This is a genomic window from Streptomyces aureocirculatus (genome assembly GCF_000720475.1).
Taxonomy (GTDB): domain Bacteria; phylum Actinomycetota; class Actinomycetes; order Streptomycetales; family Streptomycetaceae; genus Streptomyces; species Streptomyces aureocirculatus.
Genome location: NZ_JOAP01000050.1, coordinates 34,136 through 54,937, shown reverse-complemented (window position 1 = coordinate 54,937; position 20,802 = coordinate 34,136). Strand labels below are relative to the sequence as shown.

Below are 20,802 nucleotides of genomic sequence, written 5' to 3'. Positions count from 1 at the left end.
GAATTCCGCATTGCAAGGGGGTGACCGTCTCGCTCGAATGCAGGTCAAACAGTGGTCAGCGGGCGAGTGCGGTGCCGAGCGAAGCCGCAGTTGAGCCCCCGTCACGACCTGCTCCCGTATCTGCGCGGCCCCCGGCGGGACGGCCCGGCGCATGTACTGTCCTGGGGCGAAGGCGTGTCGGGGAGGCGGCCCAGTGAGTTCCTGCGCACAACGCATGCAAACATCGCTGCACTTCTGCAGTACAGCGTTCGGATTGAACAGTGCTGTGAACGGGCGTTGAGCCCCGGGGCCCGGGTGTGAAACGTCGCGGTCATGGTGACAGGGGCAGCCCGTCCTATGGAAGTCAGTCCTCTCCAATGATCATCCAGTGCACCAAAGTCGGCGTCGTGTTCGTGCGATGCACCCAGATCGTCAGCCCACTCGACGAGACACCGGTGACGCCTACCCCCACGACCTTCTCGCCCGGCGCGGAGGTGTTAGGGGTGACGAAGGCCCGAAACTTCGTCCCTTTGACGTTGCCGCCGGTCAGAGTGATGGAGGTCGGCTTGTTCGCTACCGGGGTGATGGTTGCCGTACCGAGGGCGACGTTGTCCGCCCGCAGCACACCAGCTGCCCTGATCGACGTTGCGAACAGGGACGCGGCACCGCGCGCGAGCGACAGGCTGCCACCCTCGGGCCCGGCCCCGAGCTGAGCGGAACTCTTGCCGAGGTACAAGCGGCCTCCGACCGGCCTGTTCCCCTTCGCGGTGATGCGTTCCGCAGCGTAGAAGTCGTTGCCGAAGAACGTCCGCCATCGATACGTGTCGTTGTCGTCCGGGTCAGTGAAGGTGCCCGAGTTGATGCCAATGTTCGCATCCGCGGCGTTGGAGCCGCTGACGTTGATGTACGCCTGATTTGAGCCGTCGACGGACTCCCAGTAGATATACGGGTAGACGGCGTTAGGCTCCATGCCGATCGCGGACCCGTTCGTGCCGATTGCCCGCAGCCGAGCGGAGTTCAGCACGACACGCGGCCCATCCTCTGCGGTCTGCACCGTGGCGCCGGTGATCACCTTCCCGTTGATCGCATCCGCGGCCAGCAGATCTGCGGTGATCGCCCCCAACGCCACGTTCTCACGCTGTACCACAAAATTGCCGAGGTCGTCGGATACAGCACGGCGTGCGGAGACCTCCACGGCCTGCGAGGCGCCGCTAGGTGTGCCGGAGGTGCTCACGGCAGTCAGCCGCACCCACACGGGCCCGTAGTGGTTCACTGCGACCGTCACCGACGCGCCCGACGCGGCTTCGATCGTTGTCGTAGGCCACTGCACGTCCGGCTCGTCATCAGCCGAATCCAGGACGTGTACCTGTACCCGAGACAGATCCAACGGAGCAGGCTCACTGTCGGTGAAGGTGCCATCCCAGGTGACGCGCACACCGCCGAGGACCGGTTCCACCTGGGCAGGGGAGGGAATGGGAGGTCTGGGCCCGTTAACCGCGGTGAGCCCACTCGTCCCGTCTGGCTGCCGTCCCAAGACTGCCCGCAGTGAGCCGTTCTCGTCGTACACGTCCAGAGCTCCGTCCTCGAGACTGGCGTTGACGAGCTTGGGGGAGCGGATGATGCTCTGCACGAGCTTTTCGAGGCGGGCCAGGCGGGCGCCGATGTCGTTACGCACAACAGATTCCTTGGTATCAGGCGGCGGGGGCGTACTGGTGGGCGCCGGCCAGTTCGAGCTGAAGCTGGGCGGTCTCCCCGAAGTCGGTGTCGGGGCGGATCGTGAAGCCGGTGATGCGGCACCAGCCCGACCAATTCGCCCACTCGTCGCGCACCGACACCTGCACGTCGTCACCGACCTGCCATGCCCCGATGGGTGCCGCAGGATGGTTGCGGACGGTGATCTCCTCCACGTGTCCCAGGCTCTGCCGCCAGGCTCGCTCCCGCCTGGCCCGCTGTGCGAGCGCGTCACGGCCGCGCACCTCCGGCAGCTCCAGCACGTGCTCAAGGCGCAACCGCTTGTTGCGCACTGCGTCGACGGCCCGCTGCTGCGAGCGCCCCTCGCCCGCCCCGGTGGCGATCACGACCTGCGCGTACTCGTCCGCGCTGTAGGTGACCGTCGTGTGGCCGACGATGTTGGTGTCCGAGCTGAACGCGATGTCACTGCGGCGTGCACCCAGACGCGGGTAGCCGATGCGGATCCGTCGTACCGGGCGCCGGTCCTTGCCCCACCAGGTGGCGCACGTGTAGTCCGGCGAATCGGGGGCCTTGATCAGATCGTCAAAGAGGTCACCGAGCACCGGCGTCTCCCACCAGCGTGAATGCCACGGCTCCGCCGGGCTGCCCACTTTCGCCGTGGACGTCGTGCCGTCCACGGTGATGCCAAGGCTGCCGTCCGGGATGGACTGCGCGTAGGAGACGATGTCCCGCATCACTCGGCACGGGTCCGTGTTCACGTACGGCCCCCGGCCACCGAGCTCACCGTCCAGGTCATGCCGGTACTGAAGGTAGGAGGACCACCCCGCAGCCTCGACCTGCATCGTGCCGCCGTCGGGTTCGGTCTGCCAGATGATGCCACCCCACCGGATCCGCCCGCCCGCCTCGACGTACAGCAGCGTGTTGCCCGGATCCGTCAGCCCTGGATGTGACCACGCCAAGCGGGGCGACAGAGCACCCCGCAGGTGGCCGGGCCCGTTCAAATCCGGGCCGAACTCCACCCCGCGAAGCGGAAGGTCGTGGGATAGCCACTCGCCGGTCAGAGCGTGCTGCGTCAAATACCTGTACGCCACAGCCCGTTACACCGGGCCCTCGGTGAACTCGACATCGGCGATGATCGACGTGCCGCCGTCGACGCTCAGGTCGCCCTTCCAGTCCTTCGCCATCTTCGCCTGCATGTACAGCACCTGCGTGGTGCCCCGGTACGAGGCGGGCAGCGTGAGGGTGTCCGCGACCACCGTCGTCTGCCGACGTACGACCTGCCCCTGGTTGTCATCCACGACCGTGTCTTGGCCGTGCACCGTGCCGAACACCAGTTGGAGCTTCCCGTACAGCGAGTCGAAGTCCATCCGCAGACCCGCGACCGTGATGGTGACAATTACCTTCGTCGCCCACTCCGGCACGGATATCTGCCAGCGCGCCTCAGGCGGCCAGTCATGCCACTTGTCGTCGTCCTTCCACGCCTTTGTCAACTTCGTGGGATACGCCGTGTACAGGGTGCGTTCCCTGCGCGGGTTCGCCACCCGCCGCAGATCGCGAATCATTCCCGCGGTGACGGTCCCGGTGCTCGCGGGCAGATCCACGCGGGCCAGCGGCACCCCCGTCACTCCCTTCGGCACCGCGGTGGCAGTGGAGGACACGTTGGGGATGACGTCGAAGAAGTTGACCGCGTCCTTCGCCGGATCGAGCCCGCCCTCAAACTCCGGGTCCTGCACCCGCAGCACGATCAGATCCGAACGCGGCGCAGCACCCGTCGGCGCGATATCCACCGTCGCCGTGCCGATGTTGTACGCCGTGTACGAGCCCTGCCACGCCGACGCCTTCCCGCGGATCACCGCAGAGCCGTCCGCGATCTGCACACCGCCGCCCGGGACAGGCAGCGGCGCCACCTTGAGGTCGGCGGCCTCAGTCACCCCTTCCGATCCGTGTGACAGATCCTTGATCATCTGCCGGAACGTCTGTGCACTGTGGGTAGCGCCGTTCACCAGCAGCGGGGCCTGGGCGAGCGTCATTGAACGAGATTCTCCTTCGGGTTCACGAGGGTCTTGAACGCGTCACGCCACGCCACCGTCAGGCGGGCGGACGCAGTGGGATTGGAGGCGGTCCAGCGCACTTCGCTGCGACCCTTCGGCAGCCGGAAGCTGCCCAGCGGCGAGGTGGTCGCGACGGTGCCGCCGTCCTGCCGCGTCACCGTGCGGCGCCCGGGCCGGGTGTCCACCCGCACGTACTCACCCGCCGGCACGGTGATCCCCAGATCGATACGCCGCCCCGTCTCCACATGAGTGATCACCGGGTTCGCGCACGGCCCGTGCACGGTGATCACCGGGTAGGCGTCGACGGTGCCGTTGTTGGTCACCCAGCCCGGCCGGTCCTGCCCCGACTGGTCGCCATCGCTCACCCGGATCGGCGCCTGAACCGGGGCGGTGAATCCGCCACCGGACAGCCAACCCAGCCGCAGCCCCACCGACTGCTCGACATCGGCGTAATACCGCGGATCGGGAGCGGTGAACTCAAGATCGAGAGGAACCCAGCCCAACGCGGCCTGCTCCCACGACGGTTCCACCTTGCGCAGCCGCCCGAACAAGACTCGGACCGGAGCACCGGGCCATTTGATCCGCAGCACGGTCACCGCGCCGCCCACCGTGCGGACCCGCGGATCGTCGGCGGCTTCCTCCAGCTGGGCGACGATACGGGCCGCAGCAGCAGGATCACCCGGCGTCTTCACGCCGCAGTCGATGCGCAGCGTGCGCGCCTCGTACCAGTCCGCGCCGAGCCAGGCCCCATCCGCGTTCGGCTGCTCCACCACCTCGCCCCGCACAGATGGACGGGCCAGACCCTCGATCTGCGCGACCGGCACGCTCGTGCCGTGCCCGAGCCGCACCCCGGCAATCTCCAACTGGAAATCGGTGAGTTCACTCATCGCAGGACACCGCCTCGGCGGGCACGCCGCATCTGATAGGAGACGGTCGCCGCGATGTCGTCGGCCGTGGCGGCAGACCCGGAGACGTGGATCGTCTGCTGCCCGATCGCCGGAGCCTGGTGTACCACCGTGATCCGCCCGCGCCCCGCGTGCGCGTCGACCAGCCGACGCGGAGCGAGGCCGTACCCGAACCGGTCCGCAGTCTCAGCCCGCACCGCTGTTGCCCGGCCCCGCTTCGCGCCGGCGTGCGGGATGTAGGACTCCGCGACCGTCTCGGGCTCCGCGAACTTGATCAGCCCCCGGGATGAGGAGTACACGCCCGGCTCCCAGATCCCGCCGTTCGCGTACGCCTTGCCCGCGTTCGCCTTCACCAGGTCGGACAAGAACCGGTCGGCCTTGCCCGTTTTCCTGATGTGACTCTTTGCGAGATTCCCGACCTCGATAATCCGGTCCTCGGCCAGCCCCGTAGCCTCGGCCACCGAGTGGATGCCCTTGTTCTTCGACAGGGCCCCGACCAGCTTCACCAGGTCCGCGAGCTGGTCACCGTCGAGAGAGGTCGCCGCCTTCTTCGCCGCGGTGTTGGCCTTCTGCGCCTTCTTGCGGTCCTTCACCGCCTGAGCGGCCAGCGCCTCCGCGTTCTCATCACCCTGCTCGGCCAGGCGCTGCGCGAGCGCCGTGTACCCGCGCGAAGCAAGCGTGGTCAGGTTCTTCTGGAACGCGCTGTTGTTCTTGACGGCGTTGTTCAACTGGCCGGTGAAATCGTTCAGCGTTGCCCGCGCCGTACCGGCGAGCTTGGTGAGCTGGCTGGCCATGTAACGCACGTACCGGTTCGAGCCGTGAGCCATCTTCCGGGTCAGCGCGACACCGTCTTCGCCCATGTCCTCCAACGCCTTGGCGACATCCGTGCCCGCCCTGCGAGCCACCGTCGCCAGGTCATTGCGCCAGCTCTGTGCCGTGCGTACGGAGCGGCGCAGGTTCTTCTCGAACAAGCGCAGGTCGAAGTGCTCCTTGCCACCCTTGCCCTTGCGCTGCGACTTGGAAATCACATCCGACACCGTCAGCCCGGAGGAACCCAGCGGCTGATAGGACCAGTCGGACAGGCCACCGGAGGCGTTGTAGACGACCTGGCCGCCAAAGCGCCGAGCCACCTCGTTCAGGATGATCTTCGAGCGCGCCCGCTTACTGGGCGCCAAAGGGAGGTAAGCCTCGCCCTGAGTCTCGTCCTCCGCCCACACTCGCCAGGTGCCGCCGCGCGCGATCTGCGCGACATGGTTCTCCTTGCGGACGCCGCCGTCCGCGTAGGTGACGATGCCACCATCGGCCTTGCCAAGCCGGTACCCGTCCTTGTAGGGCCCGTAGTTGCCGCCCTGCTGGTGAACGGTGTTGATGTACTCGGTCCGGTAGACGCCGATGCCGATGGTCTTGCCGTGCAAGCTGTCGATAGCGCCCTGGATCGTGGCCACGTCGCCCGTCGCGGCGCCGACCGGCACCGACACGTAGACGTTCTTGCTCGCCGGGATGGCGGTGATCGAGAAGCCGAGCGCCTCCAGCTGCCGCCGGGCCTCCGCCGTGGGCGCGCTGATGGGGATCATCCGGCCGGGCGGGAGACCGGCGATCTTCTGCTTGACCTCCTCCAGACTGGTGATCGTCGACTGCGTCGCCGACGTGACACTGACCTTCTTGCTACCGGGAGTCTCCGCGATCTTCGCGATCAACGAGTCCAGGTCCGTGCGCGCGGTCTCGGTGGGCGCGGTGACCTCGACGCGACGGTCCTTGAGGTCGTGGATCTTGAAACCGAGGTCTTCCAGGTCCGCACGAGCATCGTCGGACAGGGTGGCGATCGTGATCGTCTTCTTGTCCGGATCGGCCTTCAGCGTCTGCTGGACGGCGATCAGCTCGGCCATAGCCTCATCCATGCCGGCCGTCTGCAAGACGAGCGACACCTGCTCAGGCACCAGACCCGCACTGTCCGCCAGCCTCGCCGCCTTCTCCGCAGACAGGCCGAACCCTTCAGCGGTAGCCAGCGCCGACTCACGGGCCGTCGCCATCTGCGCCTGCGCGGCCTTCAACGCTTCCGGCACAGACTTCCCGGACGCCTCCGCGTACTGGTACGCGGCCAGCGCAGCATCCGCGGAATTCGTAGAGAGGCCTTGCAGAAGGTCGTACAGCTTCTGGCCGTTGCGGGTGACGGTCGACAGCGAGCCGTCCATGTTCAGCAGGGACTTGCCGTAGCCCTGCGCCTGGTCGACGCCGCCCTTCAGCGCGTCCGACGCATCCGACACGGACCGGTTCAGCCGACTCTCAGCCGCAGACAGGTCCACCGATCCGCCAGCGAGAATGTTGAGCGCATCGTGCAGGGCGCGCGCCCGCGAGTCCGCGTCCGCGGTCGTGTCCGACAGGCGGCGCATCGCGTCGGAGAACTGCCCGAACGGTCCCACCGCGCTGGCCGCTGAACGCCCTCCAGACCCTGTGGCGTCCGCGAGATCCTTGGCGTCCTTCACGGCCTGCGACATCTCGCCCTTGACCGAGCCCAGCGCATCCGCGGCCCGGCCCGCCGCGAGGCCTTGGTCGTTGTAGGCCTTCGCTGCGCCACCCTGCGTCGCGACCCACTCGACGTTGGCCTCCGCCGTGTCGTTCAGCCGCTTCTGCAGGGCGTCGAGGCCGCCGTCCTGGCCCAGGTAGGCGTCCGTGAGCTCACGAGCCTTCACCCCGGCCTTCGACATGACGTCGACCAGCCGTTCCTTGCCGTCGAAGACCTTCGTGTCCATGACGGACTGCGCGGCTACCGCGCGAACGTTGCCGGTGATGGCACCGTTCGACTCCTGCAACGCCTGGGTGAGACTGCTGATCCGCGACTGGTGCTCCGCCGCTGCCTGAGCTGCCTGCTGCTGGTGCGAGGCGAGCATCGACAGCGCCACACCCGCACCTGCGAGCGCCACACCCCACGGGCCGCCCAGCGCGCCCATCAGCCCTCGGGCAGCGCCACCGACACCAGCGCCGATCGCCCGCGCCACCCCGGTGATCGGGCCGGAGGCGCTGCGGAACGCACTGGTCATCTGCCCGACGACCGGGATCCGCGTCTGCATGACGGCCAGGGCCTGCCCAATGCGGCCGATGGACTGCCCCTGCGCGGAGGCGAGCCGCTCCTGCACCCGCATCTGGTCCCCGAGCGACCGGTACGCGCCGACCACCGGCCCGGACACGGTCTGCCCCAGGCGCGCCATCACCGGGGCGACCCGGCGTGCCATCAGCATCGCGACGATCGCCGTCTGAATCGGACCGGGCAGAGCACCGAAGGCGCGCACCAGCCCGGCGACGACATGCCCGATCGGCACCAGCACTGCTGAGGCGGCGCCGGCACCGGAGGAGATCAGGTTCAGGGCCGTGACGATGATGTCGAGCGCCGTCCCACCAGCATCGGCCTCCTCGGCGACATCACTGATGGCCTCCGCCACGGGCGCCGCAGCCGAGGCCGCGTTGTCGAGAACATCGAGGAGCGCGCGCCCCGCGTTCACCAACACGTTCACGCCCGCTGCGGCAGCGTCGAAAGCCAGGTCCTTCACCGGCCCGCCCAGCCCACCGAGGGCGCCCTTCACCTCACTCAGCCCGGCCGAGACGGCCTTCGACGCCGACGGCCCGGCCAGCGTGTAGAGGTCGTGGACGTAATCCAGGGCCCCTGCGATACCGGGCATCGCAGCGGAGATCCCTGCGGTCAACAGCCGGGTGACCTTCTCCAGACCCGGCGCGGCCGCGGTGTACAGAACCTGACCGGCGTTCTTCGCCTGCGTCTTGAGCTGGGTGACCGCACCTGACAGCCCCTTGGTCTGCGAGGCGGCGATCTCACCCGCTGCCCCCGTCCGCGCGATCGCGGTGTGCATCTGGTCGAAGGACTCGACACCCTGGTGTGCCAGCGCCGACGCACCCGCCAGAGCAGGCTTGCCGACCACATCGGCTAGGGAGCCCAGGAACTCCTTCTGCGACATCCGGTGCTGGGCCTTCTCCAGACCCTCAACCACCGTGCGCAGGCCCTTGAAGTTGCCCTGGGCGTCGAACGCCTCGATCCCAAGCTCGGCCAGGCCCTGCCTGGCCCGCGCGGTGGGGCGCGCCAGGTTGGTGAGCATCCCGCGCAGGGACGTTCCTGCTTTGGAGCCGAGGATGCCGGAACGGGCCAGCATCGCCACCGCTGTGGACGTGTCCTCGATCGAGATGCCCAGCTGAGCGGCGACAGGGCCGGTGTAGGACATCGCGTAGTAGATGTCCTGCAAGCCGCCCGAAGCGGCGTTCGCCGATGCGGCCAGCACATCGGCGGCACGTCCGGCATGGTTCGAGCTGAGCCCGAACTGGTCCATGACGTCGCCCAGGTAGCGGGCGGAATCGGCGGCGCTGAGGTTGTCAGCTGCGGCCAGCTGCATCGCCGCGCGGGCGTTGGCGATGCTCGACGTAGATGTCTGGCCCGCCTTGGCGAGCTCCAGCATCGCGTCCGCAGCCTTCGCCGCCGACGTACCGGGCAGTTGCAGGTCCGCCCCCAGCTCGCGGGCCTTGGCGGCGGCCTGCACCATCTCCTGCCCGTTGGCATTGGTGACCGCGCCCCACTTGTTGATCGCGCGCTGGTACTCGTTGCCTTCCTTCGCGATCTCCGCGAGCCCGGCGACGATTCCCCCGCCGACGAGCAGGCCGCGCAGGTGGTGGGCTTCCTGCCGGGCGCTGAGCAGCCCGTGACGCAGTTGCCGCATCGAGGCATGCCCGTCCGCGCCGACACGACGTAGCCCCGCCCGGGCCCGGTCCGCGTCACGGCCCAGGCCCCGAAGCTCCGCAGCGGAACCCCGGGCGCCCGAGCCGATCCGGCGAAGGTTCCGGTTGAGGGCATCGGTGTCCCGGCCCAGCCCGCGCATCGCACGCGAGGCCTGCCGGATCTCCGACAGGAGGTTCGCGAAGTCCGCTCGCGCCTGAACGCTGAGCGTGTAGGACGACACCCGCCGGCGCCCTTACTCCCCACGCGCCCTCTCGAAACCCCGCCCCTCACCCACCCACCCGGCTACGCGCGCGGGACCAAACCGATGCGCACCCCGTAGCCGTCGGCGCCATCGGGCACCTGGTCCTGCTCGTGCGCGATCAGCTCACAGCCCGGGCAGCGCACCGTCGTGGTGACGTACGCGAACCGGTCCCCACCGTGCTCCTCGTCCCACTCCACAGGGCGGGTCCCGCACCCGTCACAGACGCTGCGCCGGAAGGCGGTGAACGCCAACGCCTTCGCGCGGTCCAGCTCACTCCAGCGCCCGTCGCCTGCTCCGAGGAACTGCGAGTGCGGGATGGCATACCGGTCGCACAGCTCCAGCTCCGCGCGGAGCTGTGCGTCCGTGATCAGCCTTTTCCCAGCTCCACGGTGGACGTACGCACAATCTGCTGCGCCTGCCACGCTGCCGCGAACAGCGCGTTCGACTCTGCGACTGGCCACGAGTCGAGCAGATCCTGGGCATCTGCCTCGCTCATGCCCTCCACCGCCGCCCCGTGATCATCCCGTTCGATGTGTGCCGCGGCGATCAGCGCGGCGGGAAACGTCTCCGGGTTCCATGCATCACCGTCCTCGGCCTGGGCCTCGGTCGGGGGGAACCTCTTGATCAGTCCGTCCAGAATGGGCCGGGGCAGAGCCTTGAACGTCAGCTCCGTGGAAACGTTGTCGAAGAACTCTTGCGCCTCTTCGACGGCCTGTTCTGCCGCGAGGGTCGCCTCGCTGTAATCACGCCCGTTCTCCGCGTCCGCCCTGCGGCAGCGGGCGCGCTCACGCAGTGACTCGTCCAGGTGCTGCTTGGCGTGCAGGTCGTCGCAGATCACCAGCGTGTACTCAGGGAGCTGCCGGGCTCGCAGCTTCGCCAGCTTCGCCGCCCAATGCGCATCCTTCGCCACGGCGGCGGCCGGTGCAGCAGGCGTTGCCTGCACGTCGCTCGTCACCGGCGTCACTTCTCCACCTTCGGCGGGACAGTGGCAGCCGGGACTGCGGCATCCTGCGTCGGCTTCTCGGTGATCGAAAAGCTGACGGTGAACTTGGCGGCCTCGTTGTCCGTCGAGTAGTTCGGACTGCGGGAGCCGACACGCACAGGGAAGACGTCCATGGACCGCGAGCCAGGGACATCGCCCTTGCGTAGGAACACTACCCAGCCGGTCTCGTCCTTCTTGAGAAGCTGCTCGATGTCGTCCGACACCTTGTCCTCGTAGAAACCGAGGCTGCTGTCGTCGGCCTGGTCGGTGCCCGGAATCTTCGACTCGAACGTCGAGCCCAGATCGGGAACGTCAATGGCCTGGTTCGACAGCGTCCAGCCGTCAATGGCGGCGATGGCATCCGTGAGATCGGTGCCAGCGGTCAGCTCAGCGCGGGTGGGGACGTGACCCGCATCGTTGACACTGTTGAGCCACAGCACGCGGGTTACCCCGCGCCGGGAGAATTTCTTAACCTGCAAGGCTTGCTGTCCGATTCCGGGACGGCAGCCAGACGTGCGACGTGGAGTGGCCCCGCCCCTCGACGACATGTCGGGGAACCGGCCCATCCCAGGTTTCGGGTGGGCGTCCGCGCGGGGCCTCCGCGGTGAGGTCGCAGAACCAAACTCAGCTAAAGCCAGTGAGCCGCAGCTACTGCACGTAGATCACCCTACTGCTCTCGGCGTCACCGCTCCTGGGATACGAGTCGTGACCACGGCGCAGTGGTCAGGTCCGTGGTCGCTTCAGTGCGTCACGGGCCGCTTGGTTGACAGCCCACACCATGCACCTCCGGTCGAACTGGAAGAGCAGCACGCCCCGGCTATCGGCAAATTCCAATGCTTGGCGCGTGTACCCCTGCAAGCTGTAAAAGAGGAGGTCCTGCTGTTTGCCCCGCTCCGCTGCGCCGACGAGACGCTGCACGTCAGGACGGCCCACGGGCCTGCTCAGCATCTTGACTTGAGCGATGGCGGCATCAGCTTCGGCGTCGATTCCGCCATCACTTCCGCGTCCCGTGTCCTGGGCGTCCGGATAGCCGATCTGCTGCATGTGAGCGACTGCCAAGAACTCTGCGTCGCGCCACGTGCGCAGCACGATAGACGAGGCGGCAGTCGGGGTGGTCTGCTCCACGGGATGAAGACGCCGGGCCTCGCTAACGATCATGAGGTCTTTCAGGAAGCCCCAGCCGACCATTGCGATGGGCCAGGCAAGGATGGAGCCGATCATCCACAACGAATAGTCACCGTCAGCAGTGATCCACTCGGGATACGCCTTGATCACCAGCAAGGCGGCGACAACAAGGAGGACGGATCCGCAAGATCCCTGCTGCCAGGCGGCCCGCTTAAATGCGTCCCGCCCTTCGACTGAATCCCCGGACGGCTCGGGGCCGAAAGCGCGCTGAACAGACATGATCCCCCCAAGGACGCAAAAGTGTGATCACAGTATGAGTCAGAGCGGGACGCGCCAACGCTCCCGGCTGAAGGCCGGTGAGGGGAGACCATGGGTGAGGCGCGTTCATCTGGAAGTCACGGACAACTCATACTTCTGTACCGCTGTCACGACCCCGTCAGCGGCATCGGCCGCTTCTACACCATCGTCGACCAGCAACTCTCGCGCCCACACATCCATGCCGGGGATGTTGATCGGGTGTTGCCACTCTCCTGTGTGTGTTCGCCCCAAGAGCCCCTGCCGGACTCGATCCGCCAACCACTCCGCCTGATCAGTGCGTGCAGCGACAACGGTCACCTGATAGACGAGACGGGCATCCTCCGACTTGTTAGCCAGGGGAGCCCCGTCAACGGTTCCTCCCTGAGGGAAGAGCACCGTGTAGGGCAACGGTGCTGGCTCGCCGCGGAGGAGCGGCAGATGACCCCGGCCAGTCGGTTGACCCGTCGTGGCAACCAACAACGCCTGCACAGACTTCGTCACTAGGGAACGGTCGATCACAGGTCACCTCCGGCAAAGTACGCGGCCGCAGGCCCTTCGATGCTCAGGACGCCGTATCGGCACAGGCCGAGTGCGTCCCACTCCATTACCCCAGGGGTCGTGAGGATCGACAGAGTGCGTTCCCCGTCCTCATCCAGAACTTCCGCCACGACCACTGCTCGGGCCAGGAGACCCCGCTCGTGCTCGGCGAGTACTCCCGACAACGCCTCTTCAAGACTGTCTGCGATGTCGGTCACAGCTCCTCCGCCACCGCTTGGCCGAGTGCATGGACCAGCAGGGGCCCGAACGTCCCAACTGCCCGACCTAGGTGAGGGAACGGGCGCTGGTTGTAATGGCGCCCCAAGCTGTCCACCCCGACGAAGCCGAACTCCAGCCGGCGCCCTTGGGGGGCATTGGTGCCGACCTCGGCCACGATCACCGGACCCATCCGGTGGACATCGGACCGCCACGATGCCCGGTACTGACCAGTGATCACACGGGGCCCGGGCCGCCCAGATGCATTGTGTTGCACCTGCACCCCCAGGTCCTTCGCGCTGTACCGCATCGCCGTCTCGGCTGCATTCACCGCTGCCCTGCCGTTGCGGCTGAGCGCGGCAGCGAGGGCCGACGGGTGTTGGAAATTCCCACCGCTCACACGGTCACCGGCTTCCGGTTGTGCTCCTCCAGCCACACCGTGCGCAACACGGGAAACGATGACACTTCGCCTTGCGCAGTGACCCGGTAGGTCCGGCCCACCGCCTGCTCGTCACGGGCCTCAACTACTAGGACGGAGTCGCCCTCCCGCAACTCGGGCGCGTCCAGGGGCAGCAGAAGCCGGTATCCGGCAAGTACCTCCTCGACCCACGCGCCGTTCAGCCCGGCGCCTTTAGTGCGGATCCGCTCCTGATGGGCGTACAGGCCCGCCTTGCCCGCATATACGGCCACCGAAGCCCCCGGCAGGAGAGCGCCGGTCGCTGGGTTCAGCACATCCTCACCAGCGCCACGGTTGACGTGGACCATGTCCGGCATCAGATGGCGTTCGGCAAAGCGGGCAATTCCTGACTGATCAAGCACCCGCCGCCCACTCCCTCAACTGCGCGATCAGACCACGGGTCAGCTCACCGGGCTTTCCATCCAGATCGCTCCGGTTGAGCACTCCCTCGTCGAGCCTTCGCCAGTCCACCGCATCTAGGAACCCGATCACCACCTGCCGCACATCCGTCGGCTCTACGATCACGTCAGCCATGCCGTCGAACTCCAGGCCTCGCCAGCCCTGCTGTACGTACAGGGTGACTTCCGGGCCCTCGTCGACGGTTTGAGTGATGCGATAGCCCTCGATTGCAGAGGCGACATCCCGGCCGTCGATCTCGATCACTGCGGGCTCTTCATAGCGGGCGGTGATGTGAACGCGGCGAGGCTCCAAGTGCGTGCTCATGCCATCGACCCTAGGTGCGTGAAACGAGTACTCCTCGGCAAGCAACGACGCTTGGGAAGCGGATTTGGGAGTTCGCCTCTCACGTCTTACGGCTGCGATACGCCGCCGGTCTGTAACCCCACCCCCGAAGTTAGGTTGCCCAGGGCGGCTGGTCGCTTCGCAGGGGCAGATTGGGCGGGCCTTCCGGTATGTAACGAAGTCGGCTTTGTCGAACTGGGGATAGTCACGGGCCGAGGTTCTGCGCTGGACGAGTCGGCCAGAGGAAGTTGTGATCCTGCGCAGTCCTGGGGACAAAGGTCATTCACGGCCAGCTCTTTCCAGCCCCACCTCATGAAACAGGCCACGCGGCGACTAGACGCTGCTGGGGGCTCGCGTGGTAGGTCGGGTGGCGAACGGAGGCTAGGTGAGGGGTTCTCCAGGTCAGGGGGCCGTCAGGCTTAGTCAAGCACTCCGCAGAGGAGGATGCTCATACCTGGGGATTTTCTCGTTATCAACCTGACCGCCTTTGTTCATCTGCTTGCCACTACGAGTCGACAGGGTGATCGGGGCGCAGTCGATCGACGCGTCCTTCGCCAGTTGAGGGAGAAACAGATGCGAAGATCTCGATTACCTCGCACGCTGATCGCAGTTGTGGCTGCCGGACTGCTCGCAGCGTCCGTGTCGCCCGCTGATGCAACGACCCCAGAACCACTGACCGACCCCGCCGAGGCCGTCGCCTTGGCCAAGGCCCTCGGGGACGACCGCACCGCTGGCGTCTACTACGAGGACGAGCGTCTCGTTACCGCGGTCACCGACGAGGCCGCCGCAGAATCAGTTCGGAGCGCAGGCGGTTTCGCGAAGGTCGTGCCTCGCAGCACGGCCACGCTGGAGTCGGTACACGCTGACCTGGACCGCTTGGCGGGTATTCCCAACACTTCGTGGGGCGTCGAGCCGAGTAGCAACCAGGTGTCAGTCAAGATCTATGATGGCGTTTCCTCCGCCGACCGGGACCGAATTTCTGGCGTCGCTGCAGCGCATGGAGACGCGGTACGCATCGAAAGCCATTCGGGTGATCTGAAAACTTCCGCCTATGAAATGCGTGGTGGAGTCGGAATAACCTCTCCCGACTGGACCTGCAGTGCCGCATTCAACGTCACCAATGATTCGGGGAAGCGGTTCTTCCTGACAGCCGGGCACTGCATCGTAGGGGGAAATTATGAATGGTCCCGGCTGAACGGCATGGTCTATCTCGGTCGACAGACGGACTGGGATTACGAGCCAGGAGACTGGGCGGTCATTGAGTACCGCAACCCGGATGTCGTGGCGTACGGGATGGTCCAGTACAAAGACGGGTCGGAGCACCAGATCAAAAGCTCCCGCTGGGTTGTTGACGGTGAGAAGGTGAAGCGTACGGGCACCACAAGTCAGGATCTCGACGGGAAGGTGCTGCGACCGCGTGCGACGGTCAACTACACCGACGGAGCCACGCTCTACAACATGATCGAGGCCAGTCTCTGCAGTAAGCACGGCGACAGCGGAGGCCCCATGTTCAGCGGTACGACCGCGCTGGGCATCACTTCGGGCGGCAACTACGGCGATGAACCTTGCGGCAATACTGATGGGCAGCGGGACCGCACGTCCTACTATCACCCGGTGCAGGACGTGCTCAACAAGGAGCACCTCAGCGTCTACTAGTCGCCAGGGCGCGATCCGGCGGTCACTCTCGGATGGGACCTGATGCAGAGCCGAATCTGCCTTCCTGAGGGAAGGGGGCCGGAGATGTCCCTGACGCGAGGGGCACGCACCCTAGTTGCGGACCTGATCGGTCGAAGTGGCGACAGACAAACCCATAGTTGCGTGCCCTGATACTGGCCGAAGGTGGACTTGCGCCGACATCGTTCAGCGTAAGTCCACTTGGCCTCAGCCTGTGACCGCATAGTTCTCCGGAGGAGCGGCTGGCGACCGCAGCCTTCCAGCCACGGCGACTAGTTGACCGAATAGAGGCAACATGCCAACACTGTGCCGCCGCAGTGGAACTCGACTGAGGGTCGCTGCGTCACAGGGGCGGCACAGTATGCGCCCCAGCGGAAAGAGCTCACGCGTCCCCCTCAGTCTCTGGAGGAACCATGCGTAGGAACGCGACACGCACTGTCAACGTGCTCGCGGCGCTTGCCCTGCTCGCCGCCGCGACCGGTGCCGCCACAGGCTGCGGAAGCGACAAAGGCGACAGCAGCAGCACGGAGGTTAACGAACGCGACCCCTCACCAAAGCGGGAGGCCCGCGCCCGCCAAGTCGCCGAAGCCTGGGGTGCATCTAGGGCAGCCGTGGCGTGGAGCAGGGGGTACTACCCGATGGCGGACGCGGTTCAGCTCCCCCAGAAGACCTTCCGGAATGAAGCGGACAAGCGCGCATACCTGACAAACAATTTCGTCCTGCGCGGAAACCTTCCCGCCACTCCACGTAAGAAGGGCCAGGTGACGTGGGAGAGCGGTGGCTCGCTCACCCTGCCGTTGATAGACGCTGGAGCGGCATACACGGCGCTGGACCGTAACAGCAGTGATGGGCCGCACCTGACCGTGACAGGGGCTCAGCTAGGGGAGATGACTCTGGCCACCAGCCGTGGCCCAGCGACTGTCCCGGCCTGGATGTTCGCCTTGGAGGGCTACGAAACCCCGCTTAAGCGGGTTGCGCTCCGTCCATCGAAGCTGCCCAAGCCGCCGATTCAACCGGCAGGAGCAGTGTCGGCATCCGAGCTGGCACCACTCGGCCGACTGGTCAAGGTGACTGGAGAAGGCCGGTCCGTCGTCGTGGCTGCCAACCATGGTTCCTGCGATAAAGGGCAAGCTGTCGATGTCTTGGAAACCCGGAGCAGCGTGGTGCTTTCCGCGTTCATCGTCGGGGCGAAGAAGGGCCCGTGCACTGGCGAATTGAGGACCGGGGAGGTGACGTTGAAGCTGGACAAGCCAGTAGGCCGCCGTGTTCTCCTGGATGGGTTCACAGGCCGCCCAGTACCCTACGGAGAGCGGAACGGACCCTCGCCGAGTTGGAGCTGAAGCACCACCCCGGGCAGAGTGGAAGCCCTGAGATGAGGTGATCTCACTGTTCCTAGTGCCGTCTGTCAAGCCGCGAGAGCGAGGGGCGAGCTCTTGACGTCGTCCGTCAGGCATAGGGCCGGAGGACGCTGACGGGATGCGAGCTGGGGGCCAGCATGGCTGGGATGTGGCTCTACCGGCGCATGTGCGTTCGGTGAGCGTCGAGCCATCGTCGTCGTGGCCGGGGACGCCACCGTGCAGGACCAGAGAGATAAAATCCTGTTCGCCCTGGGCAATATCGCCGGTGTCACCGCAGTAGACGACCGGGTCCAGGTTGGGCAGGAAGGGATCACGCCGCGCTACCTCACCGTCCGGGAGGGCAAAACCCCCAGAGATGTGGCCGTACGGGCCTACGGCGACCCTCACGCCGCCAACAGCTTCTGAGCGCCAATCACCTCTTCCTGAATGACGCGGACGACATCTACCCCCGGCTGATCCTGCGCGGCCACGCACCCCTGAGCAGCCCACCAGATGATCCGTACATTGCCGAAAAGTCTTTCCGTCAAAGGCTTCGAACCCAATTCCGCACAAGCCTGGCGGCCTTCTACCGGGAGCCGTGATCGTCTCACCGGACTTCATGCCCTCAGCTACTCACACCCGTCGTTGTTGGGCGAGGTGGTGTTCCGCCACAGATGAACTGATGGCCACAGCGGTTAGAAGGTCCCGTTTGAAGGGCTCGGGGATGTAGCCCCGGCCAAGACCAGCCGAAGCGACTGAGGCGGTCAGCGTGCGGAGCTTGTCTTGGGGCATCTCCTCGCGGCACGACGGATGGGCAATGACGTCGCGAGCAACATAGCCGTCCTCTTGTGTCGTTGCTTCATGAGTGAGACGGCCAAGTACTCCAGCCTGCTCAGAACGTGCGGAGAGATCGAGAACAGCCAGCCCGAGACGAGAACGGAAGAAGGCCAGTTCGGGCGAGGTGTCCAGGGCCAGGTAGGTCCCTATCATGGTCTTGGCTGGGCCGACAAGGGCATCCCCATCTGTGGTCATACAGAGCACTGCGAGGCATGCGGCTACGGCGTGTTCCCAGTCTTCCGAGAGCGTGCTGTGGTTGAGATATCCCAGTGCTTCCGTGGGCTGCCCGCTGAGGCAGCGGACCAGGACCCCAACTTGACGTCCATCGAACAGGCGCTGGCCGACACCGTGGTGCCGCTCGATGTGTGCTCGTGCACGATCCCACTGGCCGGCCTTAACGAGGGCGCGCGTCCCGTCGCCGAGCAGGACTGTCCACAGCCATTGGTGCACCCTTCGATGGGCGTCCGCCGAGTCTGTGAGGTGCTGGAAAGACACGGTGCGGCCGTCGATTTCCGCTTCTGACTTCGCTCTCACCGCTGTGATTAGTGTGTCGAGCAGGAGGTAACCGCCGTTCCCGTCGCCATCGCGGATACGTAGACGGGCCAGGTTGACCAGGGGCTCCAGCGCGAACCGAGCCTCCTGCGCGCCCAAAGGCTGTGCGCACAGGAAGACTTGGGCGTGACGCCAGCACAGAGCGCGCGCCAAATCCGGCAGGCCGCAGTCACTCGCGATCAGCGCCGCCTTGTTCAGCGCGACGGTCGCAGAGGCCACCTTGCCCTCCCGCTTAGCGGTGTCAGCCAGGTCGCTCATCTCCCGGACCCGGTCCGCGAGGGGCGGGCAGGCTGGGCGCGGGCGGGCGACCAGGGGGAAACGCCGTGCTATCTGGCCGACGTCCATGTCACTGCCATTCGATGACGATGCGGTTCAGCTCATTGTCGAAGGCGAAGCGCCCGGGCTTCGACGTGGAGGGCGCCGCGTCGAGCGGCTGGATCTGGAAACCGACGTCGAGGCTGCGGAAGTCACGGTCCCAGGCCTGGATCTGCTCGGCGACGTGTCCGGCCAGCGCCTGAGCGTCGGGGCCATGTCCGATGACACCGAACTCGTACAGGATGGCGCCGTCGGGGGCCTTCTCGGGGGCCCGTCGCCGGGTGAGGTAGGTGAGTGTGGCGCCCTCGACGACTGCGGTGGAGGACGGATAGGGCGCTGTGACCAGGCCGTTTTTGACAGCTTCGGGCTGTGTGGGCATCCGGCTCAGCCCGTGGGGCATGCTGCAAGTGAGCCAAAGCTCCAGGTACTCCGCTGACTCCGGGCCCCGGAAGGTGACGCCCGTCCACACCTCGGCGCGAGGCTGCCGGAAGATGTCGCTCAAGGCGTCCTGGTCGATCGTCTGGTCACCGTTGGTGACGAGGGTGACAGTGTTGTCAGGGTCCAGGGAGACGAAGACGCGCGGGTCATCTGCGATGCCCTGCCGCAACGGCATGAACGTGTTCATCTGGCTCCCGACGCTGCGCCAGACTCCGTCCTGGTACTCGAAGGCGATCGAGCGGGAGACGCTGCCGCGCAGGCGCAGAGGGGTGAGGAGCCGTCCGCCGGGGGCGAGCTGTTCGAGCCAGGCGTGAGGCACACCGTGCGCGCCGACCGTCGCGATGATGCGGTCATATGGCGCGTTCGGGGCGTGGCCTACTGCCCCGTCCCCGAGGACCACTTCCACGTTGTGGATGTCGGCTGCGGCCAGTCCGGCACGGGCGCCGTCCACGATGTCCTCATCGACGTCGATGGTGGTCACGTGCCCCTTCTCTCCGACGAGATAGTCGAGGAGACCGGCGTTGAAGCCGGTACCGGCCCCGAGTTCCAGGACCTTGTGGCCGGGCTCCACCTCCAGCTGTTCCAGCATCATGCCGACGATGTCGGGCTGGGAGGCACAGCTGATGGACGTGCCGTTCTCGTCGAGCTTGGTGTTCACCGGGGCGTTCCCGTACGCCTTCTCCAGCGAGGCGTTCGGGAGGAAGAGGTGCCGGGGCACCGTCCGCATGGCTTCCTCCACGCGGGGCGTGCGCACCCATCCGTTTTCGACCAGGTGGTCGATCAGCTGATGGCGCAGGCGGTCGGCTGAATTGGCTTCGATGGTGTCACTGTTCACCCCGGTGACCGTAGTGCTCTGCGGCCTCACAGCTTGGCCGGACGCGGCGTTGTCGCTCGTTCCCATGACTACCTCTTTCGCGAGTGTTGACAAGGTGTGCTGGTCCTGCGCTGGCAGGCCCAGACGGTTCCAGTGGAAGATCGCGTGGTGGGCGATCACGGCCCGCAGCCCGCGCTCCAGGCGGCCCTGGCGGTTGAGGTCTGCGAGCTGCTGGCCGAACCACTCGAACGTGGCTATCCAGTCCGCCAGCGGCGCAAGGCCTCCCTCGGTGACGCTGCTGCTCGTGGCGCTGACGTCGACCGTCATGAGGCGATGGACGGCCGCCTTGTGCCGCGGAGGTTGGCGATCTTGGCCACCGGGGCGTTCAGCCGCGACACGCGCCCAGACATCGCCCTGCTCGTACCAGTCAAGTCCCGCTGCGCGCATCGCCACGCTGAGCAGGGCGATCCCCAGCTCACGCCGCCCGAGCCCGAGCCCGGGACCGGTCGCCGCCTGCTCGTGGGCCATCGCTTCCAGCAGGTGATGGCTGTCGTAGTGGAACAGTGTGTGCGCGATCTTCATGGCGGCCGGACCACCGAAGGCCGTCTCTTCCGGCTCGTAGATGCCCCGCGTCCACGAGGCGAGGACACCAGCAACGACCAGCTCGTCCAGAGCCGCGTCCAAGCCCTTGGAGGAGTCCGGGCCCGCGGGCCGGTATCGCACCCGCCACGAGGGGAACTTCCGCAGGAACGACCACTGCCCCAGGTCCGCCTCCAGGTCAATCAGCACCGGAAGCAGGTACTGGACGGCGGTGGTCTCCGCGCGGTCCCAGTCGGCGAACCGGATGAGTCGCTGCGGCCATTCCTCCGCTGCCATG

Annotated in this window: 18 protein-coding genes; 3 read left to right on the top strand and 15 right to left on the bottom strand. The window is 66.5% G+C overall.

Annotation, left to right across the window (positions count from 1 at the left end; genetic code table 11):
* Positions 1 to 343 precede the first annotated feature (343 nt).
* From IG78_RS0133980 to IG78_RS0133920, 13 genes are all read right to left on the bottom strand, one after another.
* Positions 344 to 1,654, bottom strand: a complete 1,311-nt coding sequence (locus IG78_RS0133980; RefSeq protein ID WP_030570972.1) for a hypothetical protein — start codon at positions 1,652 to 1,654, stop codon at positions 344 to 346.
* A gap of 16 nt (positions 1,655 to 1,670) precedes the next feature.
* The gene (locus IG78_RS0133975; protein ID WP_157855973.1) at positions 1,671 to 2,630 is read right to left on the bottom strand and encodes a hypothetical protein; all 960 of its coding nucleotides are present in this window, start codon (positions 2,628 to 2,630) and stop codon (positions 1,671 to 1,673) included.
* A gap of 138 nt (positions 2,631 to 2,768) precedes the next feature.
* The gene (locus IG78_RS0133970; RefSeq protein ID WP_030570968.1) at positions 2,769 to 3,701 is read right to left on the bottom strand and encodes a hypothetical protein; all 933 of its coding nucleotides are present in this window, start codon (positions 3,699 to 3,701) and stop codon (positions 2,769 to 2,771) included.
* Positions 3,698 to 4,609, bottom strand: a complete 912-nt coding sequence (locus IG78_RS0133965) for a phage tail family protein (RefSeq protein ID WP_030570966.1) — start codon at positions 4,607 to 4,609, stop codon at positions 3,698 to 3,700. Before IG78_RS0133965 ends, IG78_RS0133970 begins: the two co-directional genes overlap by 4 nt.
* Positions 4,606 to 9,582 (bottom strand): phage tail tape measure protein, encoded by a 4,977-nt coding sequence (locus IG78_RS0133960; RefSeq protein ID WP_030570962.1) that lies wholly within the window; start codon positions 9,580 to 9,582, stop codon positions 4,606 to 4,608. Before IG78_RS0133960 ends, IG78_RS0133965 begins: the two co-directional genes overlap by 4 nt.
* A gap of 62 nt (positions 9,583 to 9,644) precedes the next feature.
* On the bottom strand, positions 9,645 to 9,800 hold the full coding sequence (locus IG78_RS51840; RefSeq protein WP_225882238.1) for a hypothetical protein: 156 nt from the start codon (positions 9,798 to 9,800) through the stop codon (positions 9,645 to 9,647).
* Positions 9,801 to 9,970: 170 nt separating this feature from the next.
* Positions 9,971 to 10,567, bottom strand: coding sequence for a hypothetical protein (locus IG78_RS0133950; protein WP_030570959.1), 597 nt, complete (start codon positions 10,565 to 10,567; stop codon positions 9,971 to 9,973).
* Positions 10,564 to 11,133 (bottom strand): phage tail tube protein, encoded by a 570-nt coding sequence (locus IG78_RS0133945; RefSeq protein ID WP_455430822.1) that lies wholly within the window; start codon positions 11,131 to 11,133, stop codon positions 10,564 to 10,566. Before IG78_RS0133945 ends, IG78_RS0133950 begins: the two co-directional genes overlap by 4 nt.
* Before the next feature lie 175 nt (positions 11,134 to 11,308).
* On the bottom strand, positions 11,309 to 11,860 hold the full coding sequence (locus tag IG78_RS44505) for a restriction endonuclease (RefSeq protein WP_225882244.1): 552 nt from the start codon (positions 11,858 to 11,860) through the stop codon (positions 11,309 to 11,311).
* 662 nt (positions 11,861 to 12,522) lie between these two features.
* A complete protein-coding gene (locus tag IG78_RS0133935) occupies positions 12,523 to 12,762 on the bottom strand; it encodes a hypothetical protein (protein ID WP_030570950.1) in 240 nt (79 codons plus the stop codon).
* Complete coding sequence (locus IG78_RS52825; RefSeq protein ID WP_030570947.1) at positions 12,759 to 13,160, bottom strand: HK97 gp10 family phage protein; 402 nt, start codon at positions 13,158 to 13,160, stop codon at positions 12,759 to 12,761. The genes IG78_RS0133935 and IG78_RS52825 overlap by 4 nt, the downstream gene beginning before the upstream one ends.
* The gene (locus IG78_RS49685) at positions 13,157 to 13,579 is read right to left on the bottom strand and encodes a DUF6093 family protein (RefSeq protein ID WP_157855972.1); all 423 of its coding nucleotides are present in this window, start codon (positions 13,577 to 13,579) and stop codon (positions 13,157 to 13,159) included. The genes IG78_RS52825 and IG78_RS49685 overlap by 4 nt, the downstream gene beginning before the upstream one ends.
* The gene (locus IG78_RS0133920; RefSeq protein ID WP_030570941.1) at positions 13,572 to 13,940 is read right to left on the bottom strand and encodes a hypothetical protein; all 369 of its coding nucleotides are present in this window, start codon (positions 13,938 to 13,940) and stop codon (positions 13,572 to 13,574) included. The genes IG78_RS49685 and IG78_RS0133920 overlap by 8 nt, the downstream gene beginning before the upstream one ends.
* A 591-nt stretch (positions 13,941 to 14,531) precedes the next feature.
* On the opposite strand from IG78_RS0133920, the gene IG78_RS46695 reads away from it, so the two are divergent.
* The 3 genes from IG78_RS46695 to IG78_RS43100 all read left to right on the top strand — a co-directional run bounded on the left by IG78_RS46695 (position 14,532) and on the right by IG78_RS43100 (position 17,395).
* Positions 14,532 to 15,614: a S1 family peptidase gene (locus IG78_RS46695; protein WP_159398266.1), complete on the top strand. Its 1,083-nt coding sequence runs from the start codon at positions 14,532 to 14,534 to the stop codon at positions 15,612 to 15,614.
* Between the two features lie 431 nt (positions 15,615 to 16,045).
* Positions 16,046 to 16,972: a hypothetical protein gene (locus IG78_RS46690; protein ID WP_078965615.1), complete on the top strand. Its 927-nt coding sequence runs from the start codon at positions 16,046 to 16,048 to the stop codon at positions 16,970 to 16,972.
* 216 nt (positions 16,973 to 17,188) lie between these two features.
* Entirely contained in the window at positions 17,189 to 17,395 is a 207-nt protein-coding gene (locus tag IG78_RS43100) for a hypothetical protein (RefSeq protein ID WP_051853174.1), read from the top strand.
* A 207-nt stretch (positions 17,396 to 17,602) separates the two neighbouring features.
* On the opposite strand, the gene IG78_RS0133905 is transcribed toward IG78_RS43100, so the two are convergent.
* Positions 17,603 to 18,616: a hypothetical protein gene (locus tag IG78_RS0133905; protein ID WP_225882237.1), complete on the bottom strand. Its 1,014-nt coding sequence runs from the start codon at positions 18,614 to 18,616 to the stop codon at positions 17,603 to 17,605.
* Positions 18,617 to 18,704: 88 nt separating this feature from the next.
* Positions 18,705 to 20,801, bottom strand: a complete 2,097-nt coding sequence (gene fxlM, locus IG78_RS0133900) for a methyltransferase, FxLD system (protein ID WP_030570932.1) — start codon at positions 20,799 to 20,801, stop codon at positions 18,705 to 18,707.
* Position 20,802: the final 1 nt, after the last annotated feature.

Coding starts and splice junctions, on each gene's coding strand:
- IG78_RS0133970 (WP_030570968.1), bottom strand. CDS start 3,701: ATGACGCTCGCCCAGGCCCCGCTGCTGGTGAACGGCGCTACCCACAGT.
- IG78_RS0133965 (WP_030570966.1), bottom strand. CDS start 4,609: ATGAGTGAACTCACCGATTTCCAGTTGGAGATTGCCGGGGTGCGGCTC.
- IG78_RS0133945 (WP_455430822.1), bottom strand. CDS start 11,133: ATGTCGTCGAGGGGCGGGGCCACTCCACGTCGCACGTCTGGCTGCCGT.
- IG78_RS0133920 (WP_030570941.1), bottom strand. CDS start 13,940: ATGAGCACGCACTTGGAGCCTCGCCGCGTTCACATCACCGCCCGCTAT.
- IG78_RS46695 (WP_159398266.1), top strand. CDS start 14,532: ATGCGAAGATCTCGATTACCTCGCACGCTGATCGCAGTTGTGGCTGCC.
- IG78_RS46690 (WP_078965615.1), top strand. CDS start 16,046: ATGCGTAGGAACGCGACACGCACTGTCAACGTGCTCGCGGCGCTTGCC.
- IG78_RS0133905 (WP_225882237.1), bottom strand. CDS start 18,616: ATGAGCGACCTGGCTGACACCGCTAAGCGGGAGGGCAAGGTGGCCTCT.
- fxlM (WP_030570932.1), bottom strand. CDS start 20,801: ATGGCAGCGGAGGAATGGCCGCAGCGACTCATCCGGTTCGCCGACTGG.